We start from the raw sequence: 13,382 nt of genomic DNA, 5'->3' as shown, positions 1-13,382 counted from the left end.
AAAGGTGATGAGGGAAAAAACGGAGAACCTCGAAGGAAAAAGAAGTCTTTCTGAATTGCTTTCACTATTTACATTCTAATATCTGAGCAAGCGTTCGGGGATAGACCCCTTTGGTGTTTTTTAGGAATCTACTTTCTTATTAGCTATATAGTAGGAATATAGAATGGGGTTTTTAAAAATTCTTTCCCTCTCCTTTTGTGGGAAGTCATCGTATAGCGCTTTTTGAGGGAAACCATTTACTTCGATTAGCCAAAGCATTCCATTATAGTCCATGCCAAAGTCAACACTGCATTCTGCTACGGTCCCCAATGGTCCATCCAAGATCTTTGCTGTTCCTATTCCACTTTCCTTAACCATTTGAAGCAACATTTTACTTTTTTTCGAAGAGAATTGTTTTGCGAATAGCTTCTCCGTTTCAATTGAATAATCATACATGCTCGTATTGTAATACCCATTGTAAGCCACCGGGAGACGATTCCAGCGGTCGTCCATTTTCCTGTTCCATTTTTTTGAATAAGAACCCTAATATCATAAACACGTCCGTCGATTCGTGGGAGTGGTACTTTCTCTTGTACAAGATAGGTTTTGTGTTTTATTAATTTTTGAACTTCCAAAGTAAAAGCCTTTGAATCCTTTGTAATGAACATGGGTGCCTCATTATGGAAGGAGATATGAAAAAAACCCTCAGGAGTTTTTTCGAATTTATAAACATTATTACCTTTATGCCCTGTCACTGGTTTACCAAATAATACAGAATGCTGTTCAAGTTGGCTAATCAAGGCCTCCGGATTAAAAATGTAACTTTTGGGAATCGCAATTCTCATTTTAGCAGTCGATAAAATGAGATACGTACGCCATTTATTCAGTTGGTTCATAGAATTAAAGAAATGACCTTCACCGATGATTGATTCAAACCTTTTAGATAAACATCCCCTTTAATATAAGTACGGTTATAAATAACATCAGGAAATCGAACCTTCTTCTCCATCCACTTTTTTTCTTGTTTAAATAGAGCTACAACCTTTCGATCTTTCCACAAAACAGACCGAGGTGAAAAAACACTAGTTGACAGCCTTCAGGCACATATTTTTTATAAAGTCTGTAGTATCTTTTCCTTCTACGCTTACTCGGGACTAATATACCTAATACTTTTTTCCCATTCATACCCTCACAACCTCTATTTTAAAAGTCTAGTTCAGTATATGAAGGGCAGTACCAGTTGGTATAAGTAAATGCATATATTTCATAGTCAAGCTAGTCAATTCAATTAATTTTTGAAAAATATGATCAATTTACATAATATTGCTTTTATATAGGTAATAAGATGTAATGTAAAAATAATAAGGAGTGATTTAATGGGAACAAATAACGGTATTCCTGGACCTCCTGGACCAGAAGGACCAGGAGGGCCAGTAGGACCTCCTGGTGCAAGCGCAATAATCCCTTATACATCAGGAATTCCTACTACACTTACTACAGTTTTAGGTGGAGTTGCTGGTACAACTAGTCTTGTTGGGTTTGGGAATTCAGTACCAGGTGTGGAATTAGTTGGAGATACTATAGACCTTACAGGGGCTGGCGGGACACTTCTTAACTTCGCGTTTTCCGTGCCCCGTGAAGGAACCATCACATCAATAGCAGCGTACTTTAGTACTACAGCAGCATTGGAGCTTGTTGGCTCAACCGTATCGATTACAGCTCAATTGTTTAGTTCTGAAACGCCAGATAATACCTTTACGCCAATTCCAGGAGCTTCAGTAACATTAGACCCGCCTCTTTCTGGTCTAGTAACGCTGGGGGAAACAAGCAATGGTATTAATTCAGGGTTGAATATACCGGTAACTCCTGAAACCCGTCTCTTGATGGTATTTTCTGCGGAAGTTACAGAAGGTATTGATATCGCTACAGTTGTTGCAGGGTATGCAAGCGCTGGCGTTAGCATCGATTAAAAGTACACCATGACCGACTTGCTTTACCTGTCTAGCAAAACGAAAAAAGTTCGGGGGACAGTCCCCCGAACTTTTATCTGTTTAGCAGGCTTCCGACGTAGCGGAGCAGTTCATTTGCGGATGTGGAGTTGTAGCCATGGTCTTCGATGAGACGAGCGATGACTTCGTTGACTTTTTTGAGTTGGTTTTCATCTGGTGTTTTCGTAGATGTCGTGATTTTGACGACGTCTTTAAGATCGGCGAACAGTTTTTTCTGAATCGCTTCGCGTAATCGTTCGTGCGATTGATAATCAAACTTTTTCCCTTTTCGTGCATAGGCTGAGATACGAATGAGGATCTCTTCACGGAATGCTTTTTTCGCATTTTCCGAAATCCCAATTTGCTCTTCAATTGAGCGCATGAGCTTCTCGTCCGGGTTCATCTCCTCACCGGTAAGGGGGTCACGCAGCTTATTTTTATTACAATAAGCTTCAACGTTATCAAGGTAGTTTTCCATAAGAGTTTTGGCAGATTCTTCGTATGAGTATACAAACGCTTTTTGCACTTCTTTTTTGGCGATTTCATCGTATTCTTTTCGGGCTACTGAAATGTAATTCAAGTAACGTTCTCGATCTTCTTTGGAAATCGATGCGTGCTGGTCAAGACCATCCTTAATCGAACGTAGTACATCCAACGCGTTAATCGATGTAAGCTGTTTACGGATAATCGCAGAGGAGATCCGGTTAATCACATAACGGGGGTCAATGCCGTTCATCCCTTCATCCTGAAACTCTTTTTTCAGTTCTTCTACATCCTGAGTATTGAAGCCCTCGACATTTTCTCCATCATACAGCTTCATTTTTTTCAGGATATCCACACCATTTTTCTTCGATTCTTTTAGCCGTGTAAGCACAGTGAAGATCGCTGCAATTTTCAATGCGTGTGGCGCAATGTGGACTTCTGAAATATCACTTTCTCTAATCATTTTGTCATAAATCCGCTCTTCTTCACTCACTTTCAAGTTATAAGGAATGGGCATCACAATAATCCGAGAGTGCAACGCTTCATTTTTCTTATTGGAAATAAACGACTTATATTCAGCTTCGTTTGTATGCGCGACGATCATTTCATCTGCTGAAATAAGTGCGAATCGACCTGCTTTAAAGTTTCCTTCCTGAGTAAGAGATAATAAATGCCACAGAAATTTTTCATCACACTTTAACATCTCTTGAAATTCCATGAGCCCACGGTTTGCTTTGTTAAGTTCTCCATCAAAACGGTAAGCCCGAGGGTCCGACTCTGAACCGTATTCGGCAATTGTTGAAAAGTCAATACTTCCAGTTAAATCTGCTATGTCTTGTGACTTCGGATCCGAAGGACTAAACGTTCCGATCCCGGTTCGGCGGTCTTCTGAGAAAATCACTCGCTCAACCATTACATCCTCAATCCGCCCACCATATTCTTTTTCCAGTCTCATCAGGTTTAATGGAGACAAGTTACCTTCAACGCGTATACCCGTTTCTTTTTTAAATTCATCGCGTAAATGTTGCGGAATTAAATGAAGCGGATCTTCATGCATCGGACAGCCTTTTATTCCATAGACAGCGCCGTTTTCGTGTTTTGAATACTTTTCCAAGCCGCGTTTTAACATGGTTACGAGGGTTGACTTTCCTCCACTTACGGGACCCATTAGTAATAAAATTCGTTTACGGACATCGAGTCTTTTAGCAGCAGAGTGAAAATACTCTTCTACTAACCTTTCAAGTGCATCCTCTAATCCATAAATTTGATTGTCAAAGAAACGGTAGTGTTTTTTTCCATCCACCTCTTCCACACCCGCATCTTTAATCATGTTATAAATACGGGAGTGGGCGGTTTGTGCCACTTCCGGGCGTTCTCTTAATATGTCCAAGTACTCCGCGAATGTCCCTTCCCATTTTAGGCCTTCCTCTTCTTCCCGGTACTGCTGAACCTTATTTAAAATGTCCATGTGGGCCTCCTCCCATTACTGGTTAAACATCCAGACACCTTGATTCATCTTATGCATGGACTTTTAGGATGATTCGCCATGTTTGAAAAGACATACATTGAAAGCCTACCAAATTTCGACAGATTTTATTAAAATGGAGACAACATACTTGAAGGAGCCGGATTATGCGTGCAGCGACAGGAACGTTTTGCATTCTCCTTTTAATGGGAATTTTTTCTTTCCTTTTAATAGGAGGATTAACTGAATATCAAAAGGCCCATTCACTTCATGACGTGCTTGATGAGTCACTGCCGCTAGAAGAAACGGCTCTTCGTGAAAACAGCCGCATTGTCGATCGTACCGATGAGGTGGTATCTGATCTTTACGATGTTGAAAACCGAATCAATTTATCGTACGAGCATATTCCTTCTTTCGTGCTCGAAGCTCTCGTTGCTGTGGAAGACCAAACTTTTTTTGACCATCAAGGCTTTGACGTCCAAGGTATTACTCGGGCTCTACTCGAGTCAGTGTTATTTTCAAAAAAAAGCAGAGGAACTGACATTAGCCGAAACGGCCTTTCTCATTACGATCCCGAACCGTCCCTCTTTATATGACCCACTGGAAAATGAAGAGAACACGCACCAACGGAAAGAATGGGTATTAAAAAAAATGAAGGAAGCTGATTTCATTACAGAAGAAGCTTATTCTACGGCTCTTGAAGAGGAGATTACGTTATCAATTACGGAAAAAATCGACCATCATCCTAATTACGTGACTTATGTTCACGACGAGTTAAAGGACCTCATTGGAAAGCAGGATGGTTTTAAAGATAAGCTTCAGCAGGCTGTGAGTGATGAAACGCAGGAGTCAATTCAAGAGCAATGGAATGAGCAAGTAGATGACGTTTTAGCTGGCGGGGTTACGATACACACAGCATTGGATTCTGCGAAACAACGTCACGTTACAGAACAAGTGGATGCTTTTCTTGGTGATGGTGAGCTGCAAGCAGGTGTTACCATGATCGACCATCGTGAGCACGAAATTATTGCACTTTCAGGTTGTAAGCAGTATCAAAAATTTAATTTTAACCGGGCATATCAAGCATACAATCAACCAGGGTCAGCGATTAAACCGTTGTTGTCATTTGTGCCATATTTAGAGTTTACCGGTGTATCAGAATTATCGACCATTGATGCCAGCCCCTTTGAGCGAAGTGGATTCTCCCCAGCTAATTTCGGCGGGGGTGTTTACGGGCGCGTACCTATCGAAACGGCATTCAAACATTCCTATAATACAGCAGCCGTTCGGATGCTCGATCAAATTGGCATTGAAAAAGCCTTCCGTTACTTGGAACCGTTTTCGTTTTCGCGCGTCTCTAGTCAAGATTACATCCTTCCCTCCGCTTTAGGGACTATGGACATGTCTGTTCTAGAGCTGACTGATGCGTATACAACGTTTGCTAACGACGGACAGTTTAAGCGAGCAAGAGTCATCCGGAGTGTAAAAGATCGTAACGGAAGTGTCCTTTACGAATGGGATGATGGCTCTGCAGAAGTATGGTAAAAACGAACAAACGTTGAGATGCGTAAACTCATGAAGCGCGTTAGTGATGAAGGAACAGGCCGACAAGCACAGCTATCTGGCAACCGCTACGCAGGCGGAAAAACGGGCACGTCCAGTGATTACTACGACCTCTGGTTTGTCGGCCTCGATGACCACTACACAACAGGTTTATGGTTAGGCAAAGATCAGCCCGGATCCATTCGCTACGCCAGCGAAAGCTCCTACCACACCCAATTATGGAAGCAAATAATGGAATATTAGAAAGAAGAGATGCCTGGTTTCACGTGATCAGGCATCTCTTTTTATGTAACAAAATCCAAACCCCTCCCACAATTTTACACAAAATTGTGCGGGGACAGTCCCCAAAACTATATCGGCAAGCTGGAAATAAAGCTGTTATAAAGCTTTAAGAGAGCGTAGGTTACACTTGCGATAAGGGAGAACTAGAAGAACAGATGAAAGAATATCATACCGATAAGAGAGGGCGATGAAAGAGAGTCTCCGAGCCGGTAGACGAAAAAAACAAAATAAACAAAACTCGTAATCACGATACTTCCAACAACGAATAACAAATTAAAGGATATAAAGATCGATACAATACTCCCGATTAAAAACACCCACACCCCGCCACGAATCTTTTGCAGATCGTCACCTTCTCGATCTTTTGAAAAAAACAGAAGCGAGACTTCATTTATCGTATCCGCGATCAGTTTAAGAGCAGAAAACAGCATGAAGAACAAGAAAAGAAGGAGAAAGAGGAGTGTCAGTTTAATCCCCTGATCGCTGAATACCTCTGTCATTCCTTTATAGAGGCCAACATTAATTAGAGAATCGGTTATTACCCTTTCACTATATAAGGAAAGCGATAAACTGAAGAGTAAAATTGAAATAAGCGGAAAGTGACTGGTTAAGTAGGTGTTTTTCATAACGGCAGCTCCTTAAATACTCGGAAGGTACTTCAATTTAATTATCGGTGGATTTTACAAGATTATTAAGCCTTTATTCAGGAGCTATTAAAAGAAACTTCTCTTATTGAGCATTAGGCAAGCGGGTACCTATGATAGCAGCCTATTGAAAAAAACCGAGTGGAATCCACTCGGTTTAAAGGTGATGCTTAGCTTCATATTCATAAAGTTTGTTTCCGGATGCCGGACTTTCACCCTTATCAGCATTTTCTTTGCGTTTTTTGTGCGCATCCTTAAAAGCACTGCTGTTCACCCAAGCTTCATAGTCATCCTTTGATTCCCATTTAGTATAAACAACTTGATAGTTGTCATCATCTGAAGGATTTAAAAACATAAAATCGAGACAACCCGGTACTTGCTTCATTTTTTCAGCACTTGCTCCAAAGCGCGCGGCAACGTTTTCACGACCTTCTTTCGGCACGTGTAATTCATTCATCACTACGTACATTATGAAAACCTCCTTTTCTGGGTACTATTATACTTGAGAACAATTTATAAGAAAAGAAATTGGACGTGCATCCAAATAAAATTCATGGTATATTGATTGGTAGAGATGTTGAAGGGGGCAAGAACATGAATTTGCTTTTGATCTTAGGCGTATGTGTAGCCTTTCTTGCTGCAATTTTTACAGGCGGCTATAACGATAATCCGAACCGAAAATAATTCAAACTTGACGTTTGGCGTCAAAAAGCTGTATTCCACTTGAGGAAAACAGCTTTTTTCGTTCCCACCCGAATTTTTCGCTCCTTTTCCACAAAAAAGAATGTGTTTTTTGCTTTGCTAGCGAATATATATAAAACAAGCGAAGAACAGTCCTTCACCCTCGTCCATACATCAGAAGCTTCGCCAGTAAACTCAAATGGCAGGTGACGATGATGACATGTTTTCTTTATCCAGATATTGGCCGAGTAGATGAACCCGTCTTGCTGCACATGGACGGATTTACTCCTCATGAAAAAATAACGATAAAAGCGAAGTGGATTGACACAACCGAACAACGTTGGCAGTCAACGATCTTTGTGAAATCTGATGCTAATGGAAAAATTCAACTCACTGACGAAACTTCCGAAACCAACCTGCAATCACTCCTTTGGAATTTAAAGCCTGCCAACCCTTCATACCACTCATCTGTGCTTCAGAAAACTTCACTCACCCCAATCGACATGACGATTACGGTCGTGAATGAAGCAAATGAAGTCGTCCTTGAACGAACCCTAACTCGCTTATTTATAGAGGATCATATTGAGCGGGAAGTGGTTCGGACTCCAGAGTGCCACGGCACATTTTTTTACCCCAAAGAAGAAACGTCCGTACCAGCAATAATTATGCTCGGTGGCTCTGAAGGTGGTATATATGAAGAATCGGCTGCACTTCTGTCAGCCCAAGGCTATGCTGTATTATCTCTTGCTTACTTTGGAGAAACGAACCTGCCCGCAACTTTACATGAAGTACCAGTAGAAACTGTTGATCATGCGGTCGAATGGCTTCAAGAAAAAACGTTTGTAAATCAAAATGAAATTGCTTGCATGGGGACATCAAAAGGAGGAGAGCTTGCCTTACTAGCAGCCGCTCACAACCCTAACATTCATGCGGTTATCGGCGAGGTTCCGGCAAGCCATGTATTTCAAAGCATAGATCGAAAAAAATGGAAATCCTCTTCCTGGACAATTGAAGGTAATCCTGTTCCGTATGTGCCTTATTCATATTCAGTCTCAATAACATTACAATCAATGATAAACATCATCCGAAAACGCCCTCAGTCGTTAGAGCCTATGTATCGTCATAGTTTGGAAAAATATCGGAGTGAATCCAATGAAGCTGTAATCCGAGTTGAAAAAATCAACGGTCCAATCCTCCTTTTGAGCGGTGGAGAAGATGCTTTATGGCCATCAGGCTCAATGTGTGAGTCAATTATGGAGCGATTGGATGCGCACACCTTTCCTTATGAAAAAAAACATCTATATTTCGAAAAAGCTGGTCATGTATTACCGCTTCCTTATCTCCCATCCATTCTACCAGCGGACGTTCCCTTTGAACTCGGTGGAACAGAACGAGCAAATGCAGAAGCCGGAGAGAAGGCTTGGCAAGAGATTCTCGCATTTTTAAGCCGACACTTTCACCCTGTTAAGCCAAAAGTCGAAACGGTAATGCTACAAAAATAACCTTATGATGAGTAAACGAGCTTGGAATTCCAAGCTCGTTTTCCTTGTCATATACAACAAACTTTACGAAATCAGCCTTTATTAAAAACAGCGTTAGCTTCCACTTCATGTTTTTAAGTTTGAAGCCGGTTTATCTCTTGAGACGAGCGGCGTGAAAGTAGCTGTCCCCTTTTCAAAAACCGTGCTTCCTAAAAGAAATAAGTATTTCCAAATCAAGTATGCTAATGCAACTTCCCTTCAACATAGGTACCATAATCCGGGATTGCAAGGCGGTCAAACTCATTTGCAAGTTTTTCTAACCCTTCTTTCAGCGCCTCACCTGAAACCGGCAATCCGTGTCCTGTAACGGCAATTTCGGGCTTCAGTTTTTCCAACGCATTCACAGATTCCCAGGCGGCCTTCCAATCTGGCGTAAAATACCGTGGTGGACCATTGATTTCCTGTTTTTGTGTAAGAACTTTAAATAGCGAATCTTGTTTGACAGTAATAAAGGCATCACCTGCAATTAACAACCGGTCTGCTTCTCTGAAGAAAGATACATGTCCCGGTGTATGTCCAGGAGTATGTATCCACCGCCAACCAGGCATCCCAGGAACAGATTGGTCAGATGGTAAACGTTGAACATGACTCCCTAAATCAATCGGTTCATTCGGAAATAAAGGAGATATTTTAGCGAGAAATCCACCTTCAACTGAAGAATCTGGCTGAGGATATCGTTCTTTTCCAGTTAAATAAGGAAGCTCTAATTCATGAGCAAACACAGGGACATTCCAATGCTTTACTAACTCAATAACACTACCGATATGATCAAAATGCCCGTGTGTTAATACAATGGCTTTCGGGCGACTTCCTGATCCGAAGCGTTCCTCAGTTTTCGTAATGATATTTTCAGCGGATTTGGGCATACCTGCATCAATTAAAATCCATTCATCACTATTATCGGACTCTCCAAAAAAACATACGTTGACAATGCCAACCGTATAGCAATAAAGATCACTCGCGACCTCTTTTCCACTACCACTGGTGACTGTTAAAGCTGGAATGTACTTGTTGTCTTTACTATGACTCATCTCTTCTTTCACAATTTCATTTCTCCCTTCTAACCTTCTTAGTGTTATATACATTCAAAGTAAATATGTAGGAAGAACAGCGGTTTAACGTTTCTTTTTCAGCTAAAAAATGGAGGATGCTCGTTATACTGAGCATCCTCCATTTTTATTAATTGTCTTCTAATTGGTCAGCGTAATAAGCCATTGCCGCTCGTAAAAATTCTGATAGGCCCGCTCCATGTTTGTCAATATTCTTCGTGAACCTTGGATCATTCACGTAAAGTTCCCCCAATCCCCGAAACATTTCAGGCGGGCATTGATAAAAATTGTCATTGATCAGGTCATGGTACTCTTTGATCAATTGTTGTACTTCGTGATCTTTAGGACCTCGGTCCATGCGCGCAGCAATCTTCCGGTACACCTCTCCCCATTGCTTCTGAATGCGGTGCCAGTCTTCTTCCTTATAAGCTGCCGTCTTTTTTTGTGATTCTTTATAAGCATCAGTGTGGCCATACTTTTGTTTCACTTCTTTTTCATACTTTTTCTGGTGGGCTTCTATTTTTTTCATATCGAATGGTTCAAACATTTCTTCTTTCGACATCGGTTCTCCTCCTTCTATTGAATCGATCGTCCTATCAACAGACGCAATAATTTTTTCTAATCGCCGCTTTTTTTCCACTAGCACTTTCTTATGCTGTTCTAGAGTCCTTCGCCGATCAAAGCCTGGTTCTTCAATCAGCTTTTTTATCTCTTGCAGAGAGAAACCGAGCTCTTTGAAAAATAAAATTTGCTGCAATTTTACCAAATCAGCTTCGGCATAGGACCGGTAACCGTTTTCTTTTACCGAACTCGGGGGCAACAGATCGATATGATCATAATGGTGGAGTGTGCGCACACTCACACCAGCAAGCTTCGCGACTTCTTTAATCTGATACACGGTGATCACCTCAACTCTAACAATAAAGGATAACGTAACGTCAAAGTCAATACGAAAAAACGTGGAAAAGCTAACGCCGTCACTAAAAACAGCGTTAAAAATGTTGCCCTAAGGCAAAGGGGTCAGACCCCTTTGCCTTAGGGCAACATTGTTGTAATGATGAATAGGATTCTGAGCCATTACTTGGATTTTTGGATCGCTTTTGCTATGTCGTAGTCGCTGATGTTTAGTTTGTTCGAATCGCCTAATGCTAGTTTAGCTAGTTCGGCGCCAAGAAATGGACCCGATGTTAATCCAGAAGCACCTAGTCCGTTTGCTACAAAGAGGCCCTTGTATTCTGGTAATGGACCGATGACTGGAAGGAATCCGGGAGTGAATGGCCGGAATCCAACTCTCGTTTCAAGAAAAGTGGCAGAAGCTAACCCGGGAGCTATCGTTAACGCTTTGTCAAGTATTTCATGCACTCCTCCTGCAGTTACACGCTTGTCAAATTCGGCTCCTGCCTCATCTTCATGTGTCGCTCCGACAACGATGCGCCCATCTTCAAGAGTGAGTAGGTATTGGTTGTTCGGTGGCATGACGACAGGCCACTTGCTTGTGCCTGTACCATGTAAATCCAGATGAACAATTTGTGCCTTTTGTGAAGTGACCATAAACTCAAAACCTAGAGGTTGAAAAAGTTCTTTTGCCCAGGCCCCTCCAGTTACAATCACGGCATCAGCTTTCAATGCCTCACCATCAAGCATCACTCCAGTTACCTTATCATGCTCAAAATCAAGAGCCCCATTGCCTTCACGAAAAACGGCACCATGCTTTTGGGCAGCATTCATGAGAGCATCCCGAAGGGCTCTTCCATTTACACGGGCTCCACCACTTACATAAACAGATCCATACTCAGCAGATAATGCAGGAAATAAACTCTTTGTTTCAGTAGGCGTTAAGAGAACTACTTCCCCAATTTCCGGTGCATCCTCCCTGCGTTTAAGAGCTCGTTCTTTCATTTTTTCCAACTTGCTTTCGTCTGTATGAAGACTGATCGCACCAACCTGCTCATAGCCTGTGTTCGTTTCACCTTCAGCTTCGAGCTCTTTAATTAAAGCTGGATAAAACGCAGCTCCCCCACTTGCCAAGCGATACCATGCTTTATTCCGACGCTGAGTAAGCCATGGACAAATGATTCCCGCCGCAGCATCAGTAGCTTGTCCTGCATCCTTACGATCAACCACTGTTACGCTCACTCCTGATTTGGCGAGGTGATAAGCCGTTGAAGCTCCGAGAATCCCCGCACCTACTACAATGTATGATTTCATAAAAAACACCTTTTCTAATTTTTGAATTTCCTCTCATTCTTCTGGGAATCATTCTACTAAAGCTTCCATCTGTATTCAATCACTCGGTCCGTATGTTATCAAATTTTAAAACCACAACCTTAACAACTATAATTTTCTCAAACAATAAAAAAAGCCACTCTAAAACGAGCAGCTCACACTTTTTACTATGACATCCACTTTGGTGGCATATTTTTATCCCAATAGATTTCCCCTAATTGATGATGTTTTTCAAAACCATCCTGACTTAAATGATAGTGAAAATTAAACCAATACCCATCTCTCGGCCGATTGTCACGTCTTACATGAAATTTCGCTACATCTTCATTTGTTTCATTGTCGAAAATATTAAAGATCCGCTCACCATAACCTGAGGATGGTTGTTCAGACACCGTAAAATATGGGATTTTTTCCTCCCCAGCCTGCTCAATGAGTTCATTTATCACGTCTTCAATGTTTGGCATAATCGCAGATAAAACATCAGGTTCTACTTGCTTAGCAATCTTCGGTCCTAACTTACGAAGCGTTTGCTCCTTTGCTTCTTCCGTGATCCGTTCAATGACATCGTCAATCGATTCATCATCTGCCAGATCCTCTTCAAAATCAAACTCGTCTTCAGCATCCGGTGGTAGTGAATCATTCGAATCTGAAGAAGAAATAAAATCTTCCGCTTCAGAACTTGCATCTAAATATGTAGGTGGGATAAACATCCCTAACGTCATAAATGTAATTAGGATTATTGATACTTTTTTAAACCAAAGTTTCATCGTCTAACGCTCCCTTTAAGATACTACCTTTATTTTATCATGTTGGAACCATAAATCTACTAAACTATTTGACTATTCTTATAAATTTCAGTGAACAATTTGTGTCTTCGTTGAACGTTTTATTTTGATGAGAACATTGGTATAATAAGCAAGCGAAAATACTGCAAAACATTTTGGAGGATTTATGTTAACTTTTGAACAAAAATTAGCGATTATCGAGTCTTATCCCGAATTAGAAAGAAGAAATGTTTCGATGGGGCGAGTCAATTTTCATTACCCTGAGAGTACAATTGATAAGTTAAATGTCGTTTATCATTTGCATCCGAATGGAAACGGCTTTGTTTACGCCGGTGAGCTAACCGGATATGAGGTGAATGATAAAGGAATGGTCAACATTCGCAATTTTACTGAAAAGGCACTAAGGTCTGTCATTGAAAAGGCGATTTCATCACTGACCCCTAGCGAAGAAGATCAAGGTACATTTGAAGACGAAATCTGGATCAATCAATACACTCAGACACTTACACTAGTAAAAGAAAATGAACAATGGAATGTCTACGCTGATACAGACTTAGATGGCACCTTTAACTCCTACAATGAAGCGGCACAATATTTGGATGAAGAAGGATTCACTCGCATCTAAACACTATCTGTATACTAAAAACAATGTAAGGATCTGTTTTCAACCTAACGAGAACAGATCCTTACATTGTT

The 13,382-nt window shown here is 41.1% G+C and carries 13 protein-coding genes and 1 pseudogene; 5 read left to right on the top strand and 9 right to left on the bottom strand.

Annotated features, from left to right (window positions below; translation table 11 throughout):
• Window positions 1-120 precede the first annotated feature (120 nt).
• Both CDZ94_RS21770 and CDZ94_RS22015 read right to left on the bottom strand, forming a co-directional pair.
• Entirely contained in the window at window positions 121-492 is a 372-nt protein-coding gene (locus CDZ94_RS21770) for a YheC/YheD family protein (RefSeq protein WP_245415760.1), read from the bottom strand.
• Between the two features lie 32 nt (window positions 493-524).
• Window positions 525-875, bottom strand: a pseudogene (locus CDZ94_RS22015) (YheC/YheD family protein); the annotation flags it as partial.
• Between the two features lie 480 nt (window positions 876-1,355).
• Between CDZ94_RS22015 and CDZ94_RS19040 the strand changes: the two are divergent.
• On the top strand, window positions 1,356-1,949 hold the full coding sequence (locus tag CDZ94_RS19040) for an exosporium glycoprotein BclB-related protein (RefSeq protein ID WP_096439835.1): 594 nt from the start codon (window positions 1,356-1,358) through the stop codon (window positions 1,947-1,949).
• A 73-nt stretch (window positions 1,950-2,022) separates the two neighbouring features.
• On the opposite strand, the gene CDZ94_RS19035 is transcribed toward CDZ94_RS19040, so the two are convergent.
• Window positions 2,023-3,918: a PrkA family serine protein kinase gene (locus CDZ94_RS19035; protein ID WP_096439833.1), complete on the bottom strand. Its 1,896-nt coding sequence runs from the start codon at window positions 3,916-3,918 to the stop codon at window positions 2,023-2,025.
• 164 nt (window positions 3,919-4,082) lie between these two features.
• Here CDZ94_RS19035 and CDZ94_RS21445 point away from each other — a divergent pair, with 164 nt between their 5' ends.
• Window positions 4,083-4,511 (top strand): transglycosylase domain-containing protein, encoded by a 429-nt coding sequence (locus CDZ94_RS21445; protein ID WP_100832138.1) that lies wholly within the window; start codon window positions 4,083-4,085, stop codon window positions 4,509-4,511.
• Window positions 4,453-5,460 carry a transglycosylase domain-containing protein gene (locus tag CDZ94_RS19030; RefSeq protein WP_425352571.1) on the top strand — a complete coding sequence of 336 codons (1,008 nt, stop codon included), beginning with the start codon at window positions 4,453-4,455 and terminating at the stop codon, window positions 5,458-5,460. The genes CDZ94_RS21445 and CDZ94_RS19030 overlap by 59 nt, the downstream gene beginning before the upstream one ends.
• A gap of 443 nt (window positions 5,461-5,903) precedes the next feature.
• Here the strand turns inward: CDZ94_RS19030 and CDZ94_RS19020 are convergent, their stop codons facing one another.
• Together CDZ94_RS19020 and CDZ94_RS19015 are read right to left on the bottom strand one after the other, a co-directional pair.
• Window positions 5,904-6,386 carry a DUF5366 family protein gene (locus tag CDZ94_RS19020; protein WP_321196098.1) on the bottom strand — a complete coding sequence of 161 codons (483 nt, stop codon included), beginning with the start codon at window positions 6,384-6,386 and terminating at the stop codon, window positions 5,904-5,906.
• Window positions 6,387-6,561: 175 nt separating this feature from the next.
• Window positions 6,562-6,873, bottom strand: a complete 312-nt coding sequence (locus tag CDZ94_RS19015) for an antibiotic biosynthesis monooxygenase family protein (protein WP_096439827.1) — start codon at window positions 6,871-6,873, stop codon at window positions 6,562-6,564.
• A gap of 424 nt (window positions 6,874-7,297) precedes the next feature.
• Here CDZ94_RS19015 and CDZ94_RS19010 point away from each other — a divergent pair, with 424 nt between their 5' ends.
• Window positions 7,298-8,587: an acyl-CoA thioester hydrolase/BAAT C-terminal domain-containing protein gene (locus CDZ94_RS19010; RefSeq protein ID WP_096439826.1), complete on the top strand. Its 1,290-nt coding sequence runs from the start codon at window positions 7,298-7,300 to the stop codon at window positions 8,585-8,587.
• Window positions 8,588-8,808: 221 nt separating this feature from the next.
• Here CDZ94_RS19010 and CDZ94_RS19005 read toward each other — a convergent pair whose 3' ends face one another.
• From CDZ94_RS19005 to CDZ94_RS18990, 4 genes are all read right to left on the bottom strand, one after another.
• Entirely contained in the window at window positions 8,809-9,669 is an 861-nt protein-coding gene (locus tag CDZ94_RS19005) for an MBL fold metallo-hydrolase (RefSeq protein ID WP_096439824.1), read from the bottom strand.
• Between the two features lie 136 nt (window positions 9,670-9,805).
• Window positions 9,806-10,573 (bottom strand): MerR family transcriptional regulator, encoded by a 768-nt coding sequence (locus CDZ94_RS19000; RefSeq protein ID WP_096439822.1) that lies wholly within the window; start codon window positions 10,571-10,573, stop codon window positions 9,806-9,808.
• A gap of 179 nt (window positions 10,574-10,752) precedes the next feature.
• Window positions 10,753-11,883: an NAD(P)/FAD-dependent oxidoreductase gene (locus CDZ94_RS18995; protein ID WP_096439820.1), complete on the bottom strand. Its 1,131-nt coding sequence runs from the start codon at window positions 11,881-11,883 to the stop codon at window positions 10,753-10,755.
• A 185-nt stretch (window positions 11,884-12,068) separates the two neighbouring features.
• Window positions 12,069-12,668: a YpjP family protein gene (locus tag CDZ94_RS18990; protein ID WP_096439818.1), complete on the bottom strand. Its 600-nt coding sequence runs from the start codon at window positions 12,666-12,668 to the stop codon at window positions 12,069-12,071.
• Window positions 12,669-12,852: 184 nt separating this feature from the next.
• Between CDZ94_RS18990 and CDZ94_RS18985 the strand changes: the two genes are divergently transcribed.
• Entirely contained in the window at window positions 12,853-13,311 is a 459-nt protein-coding gene (locus tag CDZ94_RS18985) for a hypothetical protein (protein WP_096439816.1), read from the top strand.
• The last annotated feature ends 71 nt before the right edge of the window (window positions 13,312-13,382 follow it).

Source organism: Alteribacter populi (assembly GCF_002352765.1).
GTDB classification, from domain to species: Bacteria; Bacillota; Bacilli; order Bacillales; family Salisediminibacteriaceae; genus Alteribacter; species Alteribacter populi.
Note: the sequence above shows the minus strand (reverse complement) of the source record. Positions and strands in the feature narration are given on the sequence as shown.